The sequence below is a fragment of the Hydrogenophaga pseudoflava genome, assembly GCF_004353865.1.
Lineage (GTDB): Bacteria > Pseudomonadota > Gammaproteobacteria > Burkholderiales > Burkholderiaceae_C > Hydrogenophaga > Hydrogenophaga pseudoflava.
Map to the genome: position 1 here is coordinate 685,397 of NZ_CP037867.1, position 15,473 is coordinate 700,869.

Consider the following 15,473-nt stretch of genomic DNA (forward strand, 5'->3'; position numbering starts at 1 on the left):
GCCCCGGGCTCAGGGCGCCGTGCGGTAGGCGCCCGTGAGCTGCAGCAGATGCTGGCGCTGGCCGGCTTCGAGGTAAGGTGTCAGCACATTGAGCACGTGCTGCGCACCACGCAGCAGCGCCGCCTGCGCGTTGTCCGGCTCCAGCGCATGGCGCGGGTCGCGCACGTACTCGAAGCTCAGCCAGTAGGTCAGCAGCACCACCATGCAGTTGGCCGTGGGTTCGAGTTCCCGCGCATCGAGGTCGATGGCGCCGGCGCGCGACATGCCGCTGAGCAGGCTGCGCACCGAACGGATCTTGTTCTTGAGCACGGCCTGGAAGCGCGTCTCCAGCAGCCGGTTCTTGGACAGCAGGTCGTTGAGGTCGCGGTAGAGGAAGCGGTATTCCCAGACTATTTCGAACAGCGAGTGCAGGAAGAACCAGGCGTCCTCCACATTGCGCACGCCGTCGCTGGCCTGCAGCAGTTCGTTGAGCGCCTTCTCGTAGCGCTCGAACAGCGAGTTGATCAGCTCGTCCTTGGCCGGGTAGTGGTAGTACAGGTTGCCCGGGCTGATGCCCAGTTCGGAGGAGATCAGCGTGGTGGAGACGTTGGGCTCGCCGAAGCGGTTGAACAGCGCGAGGGTGACTTCCAGAATGCGTTCGGCCGTGCGGCGGGGGGCTTTGCGGGTCATGTCAGGCGCGCTGCGTCTGCAGCCGTTGTTCGAGGGTGTCCAGGGCGCTGTCCAGCCGCTCCAGGGCCGTTTCTCGCCGCACCGGCTCTGCGGGCAGCAGGCGCCGGTGCGCGTCGTGCAGGGCGGCCTCGTCCAGTGCGATGCCGTGCCGCGCCAGCATGGGGCCCAGGTGGCCGGCGCGGTCGCGCAGCAGCTGGCGGGTCTGCTGGAAGGCGTGCTCGGCCAGTTCGCGGCGCTGGCGGTAGCTGAAGGTGTTGGCGAAGAACAGCTCGGCGTCGCGCTGGTCGGGTTCGATCAGCACGATGTCGGTGCCCGGGTAGCTGCGCTCGTAGTGTCTGAAGCCCAGCGCCAGGCGGGAATGGATCATTGAGCGGAAGGTCTGGCTCATCACCGTGGGCAGCCCGCCTTCGACCAGGGAAGGAATGTGTTCGCTGGCGGCGCCGGCGTGGAACGGCACCAGCGGGTTCAGGCACAGCAGCAGGTCCACTCCCTCGTCCAGAGCCACCGTGGCGTGCACGGTCTTTTTCAGCGCGCCGTCCACGTAGTGCCGGCCGTCGATGACCACCGGCGGGAACAGACCGGGCAGGGCGGCGCTGGCCTGGATGGCGCGCGAAATCGGCACATGGTCCCAGCCCGGGCGTCCGAAGGGTGTGGCCTCGCCGGTGTCGAGCTCGGTGGCCACCAGGGTCAGGCGGGCGCGCAGCTGGCGGAAGTCGTTGCTGCGGCCGGGTTTGCTGAACAGGCGTTGGATCTGTTCGTGGATGCCTTCGTTGTCCAGCACGCCGGTGGGCAGCGCGGCGCCCATGCGCTCGAAGGCGTTGGTGAAACGCTTGCCCTGGGCGGCCCAGGCCCACAGAGCACCGCCCATCAGCGCCGGAACCCGCTGCGCCCGTTCGATGAACTCGCGCCAGGCCGGGCGCATCAGCCAGGCGGGATCGAAGTGGTCGTCGCCCAGCCGGTCCTCGATGAAGGAGTCGCACAGCTGGCGCGGCGTGATGCCGTTGACCAGTCCCGCGGCGATGAAGCCGCCGGCCGACACGCCGATGTAGTGGTCGCAGCCGTTGAAGTCCAGTCCGTGCAGGCTGTCTTCCAGGGCACACAAAGCGCCGATCTCATAGATCGCACCCAGCGGCCCGCCGCCGGCAAAGGCCAGCGCGATGCGGGGGGCGTGGCGGGAACGCCGTGTCGAACGGGGGCGGGAAGGCGTCATGCGGTCGAGTGTAGACCGCCACGAAGGCGGCAGGTGTTGCGTTGCAGCAGCCCGCGCGGACGAAAAAAAAGGGCGCAATGCGCCCCTTCCTGCTCAGCCAAGCGGCGCATGGCCCCGGCGCTCAGGCCGCCTTCTTGGCGCGCGCAGGTGCCTTGCGGGCGGGCTTGGCGCTGGCCGTTTTCGCACTGGTCTTTGTGGCGGCTTTGGACGCGGCCTTCGGTGCGGCGGTCTTGCGCGGTGCGGCGGTCTTCACGGTCTTGCCACCCTCGCCGGCCACGGCGGCGCTGAGGGCGTCGATGCGCTCGATCAGCGCCTCGATGTCGCGCGCCGAGGGCACGCCCAGCTTGTTCAGGGCCTTGGCCACCCGCTCCTCGAAGATGTTCTCCAGCTTGTCCCACTGGCCGGCGGCCTTGCTGCCGATGTCGCTGGCCATGTTGGTCATGCGCTGCGTGGCTTCGTTGAGGCGTTCTTCGGCGACAGCCTGGGTCTTGCGCTGGATCGACAGGCCTTCCTTGACCAGGGTCTCGAAGGCCTTGCCGCCTTCGGCCTGGGCCTTGGAGAAAGCGCCGAGGCCGGCCAGCCAGATCTGCTGGGCAGAGTCCTTGATCGCGCCGGACAGCGGCGATGCGGTGGCGGATGCACCAGTGCTGGCGGTGCCGGATTTGCGAGTCTTGGTGACCATGGGAGCTCCGTGAACGGGGTGGATCGGGATGGAGGCGTGGCAATGCCTCAGGGTGATGGGACTGTACGGCTGTGGCGCCATGCCTGTGTAGGGGCCAGCGACTAAAAACTGGGGTGCGCGCCACGGGTTTGTGCTGAACCGGCGCCATCGGCTAGTGGTGAACAATGAACGGTTGTTCCCGATACCCACAAATCCAGGAGTACCTCGATGCACTATTTCGTCACCGGCGCCACCGGCTTCATCGGCAAACGGCTCGTCAAGAAACTGCTGGAGCGCAAGGGCGCGGTGGTGCACTTCCTGCTGCGCAAGGAAAGTGCGGGCAAGGTGGCAGGGTTGCGCGAGTTCTGGGGCGTGGGCGCGACCCGGGCCATCCCGGTGTTCGGTGACCTGACGGCGAAAAAGCTGGGCGTGAGCGCCGAGGACATCAAGGCGCTCAAGGGCCAGATCGACCACTTCCACCACCTGGCCGCGGTGTACGACCTGGAGGCCGATGCCGAGAGCCAGATCGTCGTCAATGTGGACGGCACGCGCAATACCGTCGAGTTCGCCAAGGCGATTGGTGCCGGCCACTTCCACCATGTGTCGTCGATCGCCGCGGCGGGCCTGTACGAAGGCGTGTTCCGCGAGGACATGTTCGACGAGGCCGAGGGACTGGACCATCCGTATTTCATGACCAAGCACGAGAGCGAGAAGATCGTGCGCCACGAATGCAAGTTGCCATGGACGGTGTACCGGCCGGCGGCCGTGGTCGGCGACAGCCGCACCGGCGAGATGGACAAGATCGACGGGCCCTACTACTTCTTCAAGCTCATCCAGCGCATGCGCCAGATCCTGCCGCCCTGGATGCCCAGCGTGGGCCTCGAAGGCGGGCGCATCAACATCGTGCCGGTGGACTTCGTGGTCAACGCGCTGGACCACATCAGCCACCAGAAGCGCGGCAGCGGTGGCTGCTTCCACCTGGTCGACCCGATGGGCTACCGCGTCGGTGACGTGCTCGACATCCTGAGCAAGGCGGCGCACGCGCCCAAGATGAATCTGTTCGTCAACGCCGCGCTGCTGGGTTTCATCCCCAAGAGCGTGAAGAAAGGTCTGATGGCGTTGGCGCCGGTGCGCCGCGTCTACCGCGCGGTGATGCAGGACCTCGGGCTGCCCGAGGACATGATGACCTTCGTCAACTACCCCACGCGCTTCGACTGCCGCGAGACCACGGCCGCGCTCAAGGGCAGCGGCATCGCCTGCCCCGATCTCAAGGACTACGCCTGGCGCCTGTGGGACTACTGGGAGCGACATCTCGACCCGGACCTGCACATCGACCGCAGCCTGCGCGGCACCGTGGCGGGCAAGGTGGTGCTGGTCACCGGCGGCAGCTCGGGCATCGGCCTGGCGGCGGCGCACAAGTTCGCCGAGGCGGGTGCGGTCACCATCATCTGCGGCCGCGACCAGGACAAGCTCGACGAGGCCTGCGCCGAAGCCAGGGCCAAGGGTTACCAGTTCATCGCCTACCCGGCCGACATCGCCGACATGGCCGACTGCGACCGCTTCGTGCAGGTGCTGATCCAGAACCACGGCGGCGTGGATTTCCTGATCAACAACGCCGGCCGTTCGATCCGCCGCGCCATCGAAAGCAGCTACGACCGCTTCCACGATTTCGAGCGCACGATGCAGCTCAATTACTTCGGTTGCCTGCGCGTGACCATGGGCCTGCTGCCGGGCATGGTGGCCAAGCGCAAGGGTCACATCGTGAACATCAGCTCCATCGGCGTGCTGACCAACGCGCCGCGCTTCTCGGCCTATGTGGCCAGCAAGGCGGCGCTGGATGCGTGGACCCGCTGCGCATCGTCCGAGTTCGCCGACCAGGGCATCTCGTTCACGACCATCAACATGCCGCTGGTGCGCACGCCCATGATCGCACCGACGCAGATCTACAAGAACGTGCCCACGCTCTCGCCCGAAGAGGCGGCCGACATGATCGCGCAGGCCTGCATCTTCAAGCCGGTGCGCATCGCCACGCGCCTGGGGGTGACCGGTCAGGTGCTGCACGCCTTCGTGCCGCGCATCGCGCAGATCGTGATGAACACCAGCTTCCGCATGTTCCCCGACTCCTCGGCCGCCAAGGGAGAGAAGGGGGCGAAGCCCCAGCTGTCGCCGGAAGCCATCGCGATGCAGCAGATGATGCGCGGCATTCATTTCTGACCTTGGGGATCGGGCGGGTGGGGACCTAGAATTTCGGGGTTCCCGTTCTCTCCACCCACCCGCCATGACCAGCCCCAACCACACCCCCGTCGATCTGTCCCACATCCAGCCGCGCGAGAAGGCCGAGCTGCTCGCGCAGGCCCTGCCGTACATCCGCAAGTACCACGGCAAGACCATGGTCATCAAGTACGGCGGCAACGCCATGACCGACCCGGCCCTGCAGCAGGACTTTGCTGAAGACGTGGTGTTGCTCAAGCTGGTCGGCATCAACCCGGTGGTGGTGCACGGCGGCGGCCCGCAGATCGAGACCCTGCTGCAGCGCCTGGGCAAGAAGGGCGAGTTCATCCAGGGCATGCGCGTGACCGACGCCGAGACCATGGAGGTGGTCGAGTGGGTGCTGGGCGGCGAGGTGCAGCAGGACATCGTGGGCCTGATCAACGCCGCTGGCGGCAAGGCCGTGGGTCTGACGGGCCGCGACGGCGCCATGATCCGCGCCCAGAAGCTGCGCCTGGCCGACACGCAGGATCCGAGCCGCGAACACGACGTGGGCCAGGTCGGCGACATCGTGTCCATTGATCCCTCGGTGGTGAAGGCACTGCAGGATGACCAGTTCATTCCCGTGGTCAGCCCGATCGGCTTCGGCGAGAAGAACGAGAGCTACAACATCAACGCCGACGTGGTGGCCGCCAAGCTCGCCACCGTGCTGCAGGCCGAGAAGCTGCTGATGCTCACCAACATCCGCGGCGTGCTGGACAAGGCCGGCAACCTGATGACCGAGCTGACGCCGCGCCGCATCGACGAACTGTGCGAGGACGGCACCATCAGCGGCGGCATGATCCCCAAGATCGCCGGCGCGCTGGACGCGTCCAAGAGCGGCGTGAACGCGGTGCACATCATCGACGGCCGCGTGCCGCACGCGCTGCTGCTGGAGGTTCTGGGTGACCAGCCGTTCGGCACGATGATCAAAAGCCACTGACCATGAGGCTGCTGCTGGTTGAAGACGACGTGATGGTCGCCAGCGGCATCAAGCTGGGGCTGAGCAACGCCGGCTACACGGTGGACTGGGTCGGCAGCGCCGAGCGGGCCGAGCAGGCGGTGGAGAACGACAGCTTCGACCTGGCCATCGTCGACATCGGACTGCCCGGCATCAACGGTCTGGAGCTGACCCAGCGGCTGCGCGCGCGGGGCTGGGCCATGCCGGTGCTGATCCTGACCGCGCGCGACGCGCTGCACGACCGGGTGCAGGGGCTGGACCTCGGCGCCGACGACTACATGCTCAAGCCCTTCGAGCTGCCCGAGCTGCTGGCACGCCTGCGTGCGCTGCTGCGGCGCTCGCAGGCCGCGACCACCGCGGTGCTCAGCCTGGGACCGCTGGAGATGGACACCGCACTGCGCCGCGTCAACCTGGCCGGTCAGACCATGGAGCTGGGGCCGCGCGAGTGGACCGTGCTCGAGTACCTGCTGCTGCAGGCCCCGAAGCCGGCCGCCAAGGACAAGCTGCTGGCGGCGCTGACCGGCTGGGACAAGGAAATCACGCCCAACGCCATCGAGGTCTACGTCTCGCGCCTGCGCGCCAAGCTGGAGCCGGCCGGGGTGGCGCTGCGCTCGATCCGCGGCTTCGGCTACCGGCTCGAACTGCTGCCGCCGTCCGCCCATGCGCGCGAGCCCTGAACACCGGTCGGCCGAAGGCCTGATCTGGGGGCTGCAGCGGCGCCTGCTGGTGCTGCTGTTTCTCCCATTGGGGCTGGTCGGGCTGGTGAGTGTCTATTTCCACTACCAGAGCGCAGGCACCGCGGCCTTGCAGCAGGACCAGCAACTGCTGCGGCTGGTGCCGATGCTGGCCGACTCGGTGGTGGTGACCTTGCCCCGCGACGCCCCCCGACCGATCGACATCGACGCCGACCCTGGGCTGGCCCTGCTGCTGGCGCCGCCGGTGGACGTGTTCCTCAAGGAGCGCGAGGGCTATGCCGGCTACGGGGTGATGGATGCCAACGGCCGTCTGCTGCTCGGGGACCACTGGCTGCCGACCGTGTTGCCTTCCACCGAAGACGCCGAGTTCCTCAGCGTGGTCGACGGCGGCATCACCTACCGGGTGGTGGCGCAACGCAGCCCGACCGCGGCGGGCGAGCTCATCATCATGCTGGCCGACGGTTCCGATGGGCGCCAGCAGTGGCTGGACACGGTGCTGCTGCGGGTGTTGCTGCCCAACCTGCTGCTCATGGTGGTGGCCGCGGTGGCGGTGACCTGGGCGGTGGCGCGGGCCCTGCGCCCGCTGATCGACCTCAAGGAAGCGGTCGAACGCCGCTCGCCCCGCGATCTCAGCCCCATCGACGCCGAGAGCGCCCCTGCCGAGGTGCGGCCGCTGGTGTCCTCGCTCAACCGCCTGTTCTCGCTGGTGAACGACCAGACGCAGGCGCAGCGCCGCTTCGTGGCCGACGCTGCGCACCAGCTGCGCACGCCGCTAGCCGGCCTGCAGGCGCAGGTCGAGGCCTGGTCGCAGGCGGCACGCTCGATGGGGGGCGCAGAAACGCTCAGCCTTCGGGTGGAGCAGGTGCACCGCCTGCGCGACGCGACGCGCCGGACCTCGCAGCTGGCCAACCAGCTGCTGGCGCTCTCGCGCGCCGACAGCGTGAGCGCCAGCACCCACCCGATGGAGCAGGTCGACCTGCAGGAGCTGTGCGAGAACATCCTGGCACTCCATCTGGATGCCGCGGCCGACAAGCAGATGGACCTGGGGCTGGAGGCCGCGCCAGCCCAGACCCGCGGCCACACCTGGCTGCTGCGCGAGCTGCTGATCAACATCGTGGACAACGCGGTCAAGTACACCCCGCCGGGCGGGCGCATCACGCTGCGCTGCGGGCAGGACCTCGCGGCCGAACCGCCAGAAGCGTGGATCGAGGTGGAGGACGATGGTCCCGGCATTGCGGAGGACGAGCGGCAGCGGGTGCTGGAGCGCTTCTACCGCCTGCCCGGCACCCAGACCGATGGCAACGGGCTGGGGCTGGCCATTGCCGACGAAATCGCCCGATCCCACCACACCCAGCTGCAGCTGCTGACCGGCGGAAACGGGCGGGGATTGCGCGTGCGCGTGGTGTTCGAGGCGGTCCGGGCCGGCGGGAGGCCTGTGCGAGAATCACCGGAGGGATGACACACCACGGGCCGGACGCATGGCCAGCCCGACTGCTGAACACCAACGGACCCGACCACCCATGAGCTCCAGCGCTTCCTCGTCCACGGCCGCCGCCTCTCCCGATGCCGCCAGTGAAGGCGCTGAGAGCACCGAGTCCGGTGGCCGCAAGCGGCCCAAGCCCGGTGAGCGCCGGGTGCAGATCCTGCAGGCGCTGGCGACCATGCTGGAACAGCCCGGCGCCGAGCGCGTGACGACCGCCGCGCTGGCCGCCCGGCTGGATGTCAGTGAAGCTGCTCTCTACCGCCATTTCGCCAGCAAGGCCCAGATGTTCGAGGGCCTCATCGAGTTCATCGAACAGTCCGTGTTCGGTCTGGTCAACCAGCTGGGCGAGCGCGAGCCCGATCCGGTGCTGCGTTCGCGCAAGCTGGTCACGCTGCTGCTGCAGTTTGGCGAGAAGAACCCCGGCATGGCGCGCGTCATGGTGGGCGATGCCCTGGTGTACGAGAACGAGCGCCTGCAGCAGCGCATGAACCTGTTCTTCGACAAGATCGAGTCGGCGCTGCGCCAGAACCTGCGCGAGATCGCCGTGCTCTCGTCGGCGACCACCCCCACCGTCGATGCCCAGGCCGATGCCTCGGTCATCACGGCCTTCTGCATGGGGCGGCTGCAGCGTTTTGCCCGCAGCGGCTTCAAGCGCCCGCCCAGCGAGAACCTTGACCACGGCCTGCGCTTGCTGCTGCCCGACGGGCGCCTGTGACCTCCCGGGTCCGGGTGTGCGGGTAAACCCGCAGATGCCGGCGCTGGGCGCCGCGCATTAGGGCGCAGCCCCTAGACAAAATTCCCGTTGCACGCCGCAGGTTGCGCCTGGGGTCATTCTTTTGCGGTAAAAATAGCACGACCGTTCGATTTGTGGGCGGTCTTCTTTTTTTATCACCGCATGAGCGCCACCACTTCCTCCAAACGCCCGCGCAGCGACGCCGCCCTCACGCGGTCGCTGCAAAAAGGCCAGCAGACCAAGGCCGCCATCGTCGATGCGGCGCTCGGTCTGGCGACGCAGATCGGCCTGGAAGGCCTGTCCATTGGCGCGCTGGCCGAGGTCATGCAGATGAGCAAGTCGGGCGTGTTTGCGCACTTCGGTTCGCGCGAGGAGCTGCAGATTTCGGTGGTGCGCGAGTACCACCACCGTTTCGAGGAAGAGGTCTTCTACCCGGCCATGTCGGTGCCGCGCGGCCTGCCACGCCTGCGCGCGCTGTTCGACAACTGGATGAAGCGCACCTCGGTGGAAATCGACTCGGGCTGCCTCTACATCAGTGGCGCAGTGGAGTTCGACGACCGGCCAGGGCCGGTGCGCGACGCGCTGGCCAGCTCGGTCAGCACCTGGCTGGCGGCCATGAAACGCGCCATTGAGCTTTCCATCGAAGAGGGCCACCTGCGCGCCGACACCGACGCCGACCAGATGCGCTTCGAGATCCATTCACTCATCCTCGCGCTGCATTACGAGGCCCGCTTCCTGCGCGCGCCCGACTCGCTGCAGCGCGCGGTGACGGCCTTCGAGGGCATCGTGCAGCGCTACAGCGCGGGCGGCGCCACCGATCCCGCCCCTGCACGCAAGGCGGCCCGCAAACCGCGCGCCGCCTGACCTTCCCTTTCTTCACAAACCCTCCACAGGAGTTCACCCATGCCCGTCTACAACCCGCCCCTGCGCGACATGCAGTTTGTGATGCACGAGGTGCTGAACGTCAGCGCCGACTTCCAGTCCATGCCCCAGCACGCCGAGATGGATGCCGACACCATCAACGCCGTGCTCGAAGAGGCCGGCAAGTTCGCCTCGCAGGTGATCTTCCCGCTGAACATCAGCGGTGACACCGAGGGCTGCACGCTCGACAAGACCACGCACGAGGTCAAGACCCCCGCCGGCTTCAAGGAAGCCTACAAGACCTACACCGACGGAGGCTGGTCGGCCCTGTCGTGCGACCCCGAATACGGCGGACAGGGCCTGCCGCTGGTGGTCAACCAGTGCCTGTACGAAATGATGAACTCGGCCAACCAGGCCTGGACCATGTACCCCGGTCTGAGCCATGGTGCCTACGCCGCGCTGCACGAGCACGGCACGCCCGAGCAGAAAGCCCTGTACCTGCCCAAGCTGGTCAGCGGCGAGTGGACCGGCACCATGTGCCTGACCGAGCCGCACTGCGGCACCGACCTGGGCCTGATGCGCACCAAGGCCGAACCGCAGGCCGACGGCACCTACAAGATCACCGGCAACAAGATCTTCATCAGCGCCGGTGAACACGACATGGCCGCCAACATCGTGCACCTGGTGCTGGCCCGCCTGCCCGACGCGCCTCCGGGCATCAAGGGCATCAGCCTGTTCGTGGTGCCCAAGTTCCTGGCCAGCGCCGACGGCACGCTCGGCGCGCGCAATGGCATCTACTGTGGTGGCCTGGAGCACAAGATGGGCATCCACGGCAACGCCACGGCGCAGATCGTCATCGACGGCGCCATCGGCACCCTGGTGGGCCAGCCGCACAAGGGCATGCAGGCCATGTTCGTGATGATGAACGCCGCGCGCCTGGGCGTGGGCAACCAGTCGCTGGGTCTGACCGAGGTGGCCTACCAGAACGCCCTGGCCTACGCCAAGGACCGCATCCAGATGCGCAGCCTCTCCGGCGCCAAGGCCAAGGACAAGCCGGCCGACCCGATCATCGTGCACCCCGACGTGCGCAAGATGCTGCTGACCGCCAAGGCCTACGCCGAAGGCGGCCGCGCGCTGGCTATGTTCAGCTCGGTGCTGCTGGAGAAGGTGCACCACCACCCCGACGAGAAGGTGCGCAAGGACAGCGACGAAATGCTGTCGCTGCTCACGCCCATCGTGAAGGCCTTCCTGACCGACAACGGCTACCAGGCCGCCACCATGTGCCAGCAGGTCTTCGGCGGCCACGGCTACATCAAGGAATGGGGCATGGAGCAGTTCGTGCGCGACGCCCGCATCAACATGATCTACGAAGGCACCAACACCATCCAGTCGCTGGACCTGCTGGGCCGCAAGGTGCTGGGCAACAACGGCGCGACGCTCAAGAAGTTCGGCAAGCTGGTGACCGCGCTGGTGATGGAAGAGGGCGTCAACGAGAAGATGGCCGAGTTCATCAACCCGCTGGCGGTGCTGGGCGAGCAGATCACCAAGTTCACCATGGAGATCGGCTTCAAGGGCCTGCAGAACCCCGACGAGGTGGGCGCCGCCGCGGTGGACTACCTGCGCGTGGCCGGCCACCTGGTGTTCGGCTACTTCTGGGCCCGCATGGCCCAGGTGTCGCTGCAGAAGATCGCCGAGGGCAGCACCGACCCGTTCTATACCGCCAAGCTGCAGACCGCGCGCTTCTACTTCGCCAAGCTGTTCCCGGAGACCGCGACGCTGATGCGCACCGCGCGCGCGGGCAGCAAGGTGTTGATGGACACCGACGCGGCATTGGCCTGATTCACGTCATTCAACAACACCGGAGACAGACATGAAGAAGACCGCCATTGCCTCCTTGCTGGGCCTCGCCGCCGTGTCCGCCTTTGCGCAGATGTCGCCGGCCGGCCTGTGGAAGACCATCGACGACGACTCGAAGAAGGAGAAGTCGCTGGTGCGCATCACTGAAAGCAATGGCCTCTTCTCCGGTCGCATCGAGAAGCTGCTCGACCCCGACACCAAGCCCGACACCGTCTGCGAAAAGTGCACCGACGAACGGAAAGACAAGCCGGTGCTGGGCATGACCATCCTGCGCAACCTCAAGCAGAACGCCGATGACAAGGCCGTGTACGACGGCGGTGACATCACCGACCCGAACAACGGCAAGGTCTACCGCGCCCGCCTCAAGCCGGTGGATGGTGGCAAGAAGCTGGAGATGCGCGGCTACATCGGGCCGTTCTACCGGACCCAGGTGTGGCACCGCGTCGAGTGAAACGATCTGTCTTCCCAACAGGACCCAACATGAAACGATTCCAAGTGAAAAAAGTCGCCGTACTCGGCGCGGGCGTGATGGGCGCGCAGATTGCGGCGCACCTGGTCAACGTCAAAGTGCCGGTCGTCCTGTTCGACCTGCCGGCCAAGGAGGGCGCCAGGAACGGCATCGTCACGCGCGCCATCGAGAACCTCAAGAAGCTCAAGCCCTCGCCGCTGGGCGTGGCCGCGGACGCCGACCTGATCGGCCAGGCCAACTACGAGGAGCACATGGAGCAGCTGCGCGGCTGCGACCTCATCATCGAGGCGATCGCCGAGCGCATGGACTGGAAGCTCGATCTGTACAAGAAGATCGCGCCCTTCGTCGCCGAACACGCCATCGTCGCGTCCAACACCTCGGGCCTGTCGATTACGAAGCTCAGCGAAGGCCTGCCCGAGGCGATCAAGCCGCGCTTCTGCGGCATCCACTTCTTCAACCCGCCGCGCTACATGACGCTGGTGGAGCTGATCAACACCCCGACCACCGAGGCGCAGATCCTCGACGACCTCGAAGCCTTCGTCACCAGTGGCTTGGGCAAGGGCGTGGTGCGCGCCAAGGACACGCCCAACTTCGTGGCCAACCGCATCGGCATCGCCGGCATGCTGGCCACGATGAAAGAGGTCGAGAACTTCGGCCTGACCTACGACGTGGTCGACGACCTGACGGGCAAGCGCCTGGGCCGCGCGTCCAGCGGCACCTTCCGCACCGCCGACGTGGTGGGCCTGGACACCATGGCCCACGTCATCAAGACGCTGCAGGACAACCTGAACGAGCAGACCGACCCGTTCTACGGCAGCTTCGGCACGCCGCCCGTGCTGGCCAAGCTGATCGAGATGGGGAACCTGGGCCAGAAGGCCAAGGCCGGTTTCTTCAAGAAGGTCGGCCGCGACATCCAACGCTTCGACCTGGAGAGCGGCGAGTACGTGCCCGCGGGCGAGAAGGCGGACGAGGTCTATGGCCGCATGCTCAAGCGCCCGGCCGCCGAGCGCCTGAAGCTCTTGCGCAACGCCGAAGGCCCGCAGGGCCAGTTCCTCTGGGCCATCCTGCGTAATGGCTTCCACTACGCCGCCGTGCACCTGGCTGCCATCGCCGAGACCGCACGCGACGTCGACCAGGCCATGCGCTGGGGCTTCGGCATGAAGCAGGGCCCGTTCGAGCTGTGGCAGGAAGCCGGCTGGCTCGAGGTCGCGAAGATGGTCCAGGAGGACATCGACGCCGGCAAGGCGCTCAGCAAAGCGCCGCTGCCCGAGTGGGTGTTCAAGGGTCCCGTGGCCGAGGCCGGTGGCGTGCACACCGCGCAGGGTTCGTGGAACCCGTCCAAGGGCGTGTTCGAAGCCCGCCGCAGCCTGCCGGTCTATGAGCGCCAGCACTTTCCCGAGTTGCTGCTGGGCGAAGCCGGGCCGAAGTTTGAGACCGCGGGCACCACCATCGAAGAGAACGATTCGATCCGTGTCTGGACGCTGGATGGCGACGTGCTGATCGCCAGCATCAAGACCAAGATGCACGCCATCAGCCCCGAGGTGTGTGAAGGCCTGATGGCCGCCATCGACCTGGCCGAGGCCGAGTACCAGGGCCTGGTGGTCTGGTCGGGCGACGAGCCCTTCAGCGCCGGCGCCGACCTGCAGGCCATGCTGCCGGCCTTCATGGCCGTGGGCGTGGCCGCCATCGAAGACGCCGAGGGCTTCATGCAGCAGATGATGCTGCGCCTGCGCTACGCCAACGTGCCGGTGGTCTCCGCGGTGCGTGGCCTGGCGCTGGGTGGCGGCTGCGAGCTGGCGGTGCACAGCGCGCGCCGCGTGCTGCACATGGAAAGCTACGTCGGTCTGGTGGAAGTGGGCGTGGGCCTGGTGCCGGGCGCCGGCGGCCTGACCTACATCGCGCGCCGTGCGGCCGAGAACGCCGAGACCTCGACGGGCAAAGACCTGCTGCCCTTCCTGACCGAAGGCTTCACTGCCGCGGCCATGGCCAAGGTCGGCACCAGCGCCATCGAGTCGCGCAAGCTCGGCTACGTGCTGCACTCCGACCTGATCGTGCCCCACAAGGACGAGCTGCTGTTTGTCGCCATCAACGAAGCCAAGGCCCTGTTCGCGGGCGGCTATCGCGCGCCGCACAAGCGCCTGTTCCCGGTCGCCGGCCGCGACGGCAAGGCCACCATCCTGGGCAGCCTGGTCAACATGCGCGACGGCGGCTTCATCAGCCAGCACGACTTCCACATCGCCTCGCTGATTGCGAACGTGGTCACCGGCGGCGACGTCGAAGCCGGCACGCTGGTGAGCGAGGAATACCTGATGACGCTGGAGCGCCAGGCCTTCTGCTCGCTGATCGTCCACCCAAAAACGCAAGAGCGCATTCTGGGCATGCTCAACACCGGCAAGCCCGTCCGCAACTGAGGAAGCGACATGAAACAAGTTCAAGACGCCTACATCGTCGCCGCCACCCGCACGCCCATCGGCCGTTCGCACAAGGGTTCGTTCAAGCACCTGCGCCCGGACGATCTGCTGGCCCACGCGCTGCGTTCGGCCATGGCCCAGGTGCCGAGCCTGGACCCCAAGGCTGTGGAAGACGTGATCGCCGGTTGCGCGATTCCCGAAGCCCAACAGGGCCTGAACGTGGCACGCATCGGCGCCATCCTGGCCGGCCTGCCCAACTCGGTGGGCGGCATCACGGTCAACCGCTTCTGCGCCTCCGGCCTGTCGGCCGTGGCCATGGCGGCCGACCGCATCCGCGTCGGTGAAGCCGACGTGATGATCGCCGCCGGCACCGAGAGCATGAGCATGGTGCCCATGATGGGCAACAGCCCCAGCCTCTCGCCGACCATCTTCCGCAACACCGACGACATAGAGAGCTACGGCATCGCCTACGGCATGGGCCTGACGGCCGAGAAGGTGGCGCAGCAGTGGAAGGTGAGCCGCGACGCGCAGGATGCCTTCGCCGTGCAGTCGCACCAGCGCGCCGTGATCGCCATGAAGAACGGCGAGTTCACGGACGAGATCACCCCGGTGACGGTGCAGGAGCGCAGCGTGGACCTCGAGTCGGCCGAGGTGTCGGTCACCGAACGGATCGTGAGCCTGGACGAAGGCGCGCGCCCCGACACCACGCTCGAAGGTCTGGCCAAGCTGCGCACTGTGTTCGCCGCGCGCGGCTCGGTCACCGCCGGCAACAGTTCGCAGACCAGCGACGGCGCGGGTGCACTGATCCTGGTGAGCGAGGCCGCTCTCAAGCGCTACAACCTCACGCCGCTGGCGCGCTTCGTCAGCTACGCCAGCCGTGGCGTGCCGCCGCACATCATGGGCATCGGCCCGGTCGAGGCGATCCCCGCTGCGCTGAAGTACGCCGGCCTGAAGCAGGACGACATCGACTGGTTCGAACTCAACGAAGCCTTCGCTGCGCAGTCGCTGGCCGTGATGAACACACTGGGCCTGGACCCGGCCAAGGTCAACCCCATGGGCGGCGCCATCGCGCTGGGCCACCCGCTGGGCGCGACCGGTGCCATCCGTTCCGCCACCGTGGTGCACGCGCTCAAGCGACACAACAAGAAGTACGGCATGGTGACGATGTGCGTGGGCATGGGGCAAGGGGCGGCCGGGATCTTCGAGCGGGTCTGAC

General features: G+C 67.2%; 13 protein-coding genes. 10 read left to right on the forward strand and 3 right to left on the reverse strand.

All coding sequences use genetic code 11. From position 1 onward, the window contains the following. Positions 1–9 precede the first annotated feature (9 nt). The 3 genes from HPF_RS03450 to HPF_RS03460 all read right to left on the reverse strand — a co-directional run bounded on the left by HPF_RS03450 (position 10) and on the right by HPF_RS03460 (position 2,561). A complete protein-coding gene (locus HPF_RS03450) occupies positions 10–669 on the reverse strand; it encodes a TetR/AcrR family transcriptional regulator (RefSeq protein WP_133155753.1) in 660 nt (219 codons plus the stop codon). Between the two features lies 1 nt (position 670). Continuing rightward, positions 671–1,879: a patatin-like phospholipase family protein gene (locus HPF_RS03455; protein ID WP_133155754.1), complete on the reverse strand. Its 1,209-nt coding sequence runs from the start codon at positions 1,877–1,879 to the stop codon at positions 671–673. Between the two features lie 121 nt (positions 1,880–2,000). Beyond that, positions 2,001–2,561 (reverse strand): phasin family protein, encoded by a 561-nt coding sequence (locus tag HPF_RS03460; RefSeq protein WP_133155755.1) that lies wholly within the window; start codon positions 2,559–2,561, stop codon positions 2,001–2,003. A gap of 207 nt (positions 2,562–2,768) precedes the next feature. Here HPF_RS03460 and HPF_RS03465 point away from each other — a divergent pair, with 207 nt between their 5' ends. From HPF_RS03465 to HPF_RS03510, 10 genes are all read left to right on the forward strand, one after another. Continuing rightward, the gene (locus HPF_RS03465) at positions 2,769–4,754 is read left to right on the forward strand and encodes an SDR family oxidoreductase (RefSeq protein ID WP_133155756.1); all 1,986 of its coding nucleotides are present in this window, start codon (positions 2,769–2,771) and stop codon (positions 4,752–4,754) included. Between the two features lie 64 nt (positions 4,755–4,818). After that, entirely contained in the window at positions 4,819–5,730 is a 912-nt protein-coding gene (argB, locus tag HPF_RS03470) for an acetylglutamate kinase (protein WP_066153758.1), read from the forward strand. 2 nt (positions 5,731–5,732) lie between these two features. Further along, the gene (locus HPF_RS03475; protein WP_066153755.1) at positions 5,733–6,425 is read left to right on the forward strand and encodes a response regulator; all 693 of its coding nucleotides are present in this window, start codon (positions 5,733–5,735) and stop codon (positions 6,423–6,425) included. Continuing rightward, positions 6,409–7,902 carry an ATP-binding protein gene (locus tag HPF_RS03480; protein ID WP_243721672.1) on the forward strand — a complete coding sequence of 498 codons (1,494 nt, stop codon included), beginning with the start codon at positions 6,409–6,411 and terminating at the stop codon, positions 7,900–7,902. Before HPF_RS03475 ends, HPF_RS03480 begins: the two co-directional genes overlap by 17 nt. A 61-nt stretch (positions 7,903–7,963) precedes the next feature. Then, the gene (gene slmA, locus HPF_RS03485; RefSeq protein ID WP_066153750.1) at positions 7,964–8,641 is read left to right on the forward strand and encodes a nucleoid occlusion factor SlmA; all 678 of its coding nucleotides are present in this window, start codon (positions 7,964–7,966) and stop codon (positions 8,639–8,641) included. A 180-nt stretch (positions 8,642–8,821) separates the two neighbouring features. Next, a complete protein-coding gene (locus HPF_RS03490) occupies positions 8,822–9,523 on the forward strand; it encodes a TetR/AcrR family transcriptional regulator (RefSeq protein WP_133155757.1) in 702 nt (233 codons plus the stop codon). Between the two features lie 39 nt (positions 9,524–9,562). Then, positions 9,563–11,359: an acyl-CoA dehydrogenase C-terminal domain-containing protein gene (locus tag HPF_RS03495; protein ID WP_133155758.1), complete on the forward strand. Its 1,797-nt coding sequence runs from the start codon at positions 9,563–9,565 to the stop codon at positions 11,357–11,359. 31 nt (positions 11,360–11,390) lie between these two features. Then, positions 11,391–11,828 carry a DUF2147 domain-containing protein gene (locus HPF_RS03500; RefSeq protein ID WP_079364376.1) on the forward strand — a complete coding sequence of 146 codons (438 nt, stop codon included), beginning with the start codon at positions 11,391–11,393 and terminating at the stop codon, positions 11,826–11,828. A 29-nt stretch (positions 11,829–11,857) separates the two neighbouring features. Then, positions 11,858–14,257, forward strand: a complete 2,400-nt coding sequence (locus HPF_RS03505; protein WP_133155759.1) for a 3-hydroxyacyl-CoA dehydrogenase/enoyl-CoA hydratase family protein — start codon at positions 11,858–11,860, stop codon at positions 14,255–14,257. A 9-nt stretch (positions 14,258–14,266) separates the two neighbouring features. Then, positions 14,267–15,472: an acetyl-CoA C-acyltransferase gene (locus HPF_RS03510; protein ID WP_133155760.1), complete on the forward strand. Its 1,206-nt coding sequence runs from the start codon at positions 14,267–14,269 to the stop codon at positions 15,470–15,472. Position 15,473 lies beyond the last annotated feature (1 nt).

Bases quoted from the DNA above. Each gene is read 5' to 3' on its own strand.
- HPF_RS03450 (WP_133155753.1), bottom strand. From the start codon at position 669: ATGACCCGCAAAGCCCCCCGCCGCACGGCCGAACGCATTCTGGAAGTC.
- HPF_RS03455 (WP_133155754.1), bottom strand. From the start codon at position 1,879: ATGACGCCTTCCCGCCCCCGTTCGACACGGCGTTCCCGCCACGCCCCC.
- HPF_RS03460 (WP_133155755.1), bottom strand. From the start codon at position 2,561: ATGGTCACCAAGACTCGCAAATCCGGCACCGCCAGCACTGGTGCATCC.
- HPF_RS03465 (WP_133155756.1), top strand. From the start codon at position 2,769: ATGCACTATTTCGTCACCGGCGCCACCGGCTTCATCGGCAAACGGCTC.
- argB (WP_066153758.1), top strand. From the start codon at position 4,819: ATGACCAGCCCCAACCACACCCCCGTCGATCTGTCCCACATCCAGCCG.
- HPF_RS03475 (WP_066153755.1), top strand. From the start codon at position 5,733: ATGAGGCTGCTGCTGGTTGAAGACGACGTGATGGTCGCCAGCGGCATC.
- HPF_RS03480 (WP_243721672.1), top strand. From the start codon at position 6,409: ATGCGCGCGAGCCCTGAACACCGGTCGGCCGAAGGCCTGATCTGGGGG.
- slmA (WP_066153750.1), top strand. From the start codon at position 7,964: ATGAGCTCCAGCGCTTCCTCGTCCACGGCCGCCGCCTCTCCCGATGCC.
- HPF_RS03490 (WP_133155757.1), top strand. From the start codon at position 8,822: ATGAGCGCCACCACTTCCTCCAAACGCCCGCGCAGCGACGCCGCCCTC.
- HPF_RS03495 (WP_133155758.1), top strand. From the start codon at position 9,563: ATGCCCGTCTACAACCCGCCCCTGCGCGACATGCAGTTTGTGATGCAC.
- HPF_RS03500 (WP_079364376.1), top strand. From the start codon at position 11,391: ATGAAGAAGACCGCCATTGCCTCCTTGCTGGGCCTCGCCGCCGTGTCC.
- HPF_RS03505 (WP_133155759.1), top strand. From the start codon at position 11,858: ATGAAACGATTCCAAGTGAAAAAAGTCGCCGTACTCGGCGCGGGCGTG.
- HPF_RS03510 (WP_133155760.1), top strand. From the start codon at position 14,267: ATGAAACAAGTTCAAGACGCCTACATCGTCGCCGCCACCCGCACGCCC.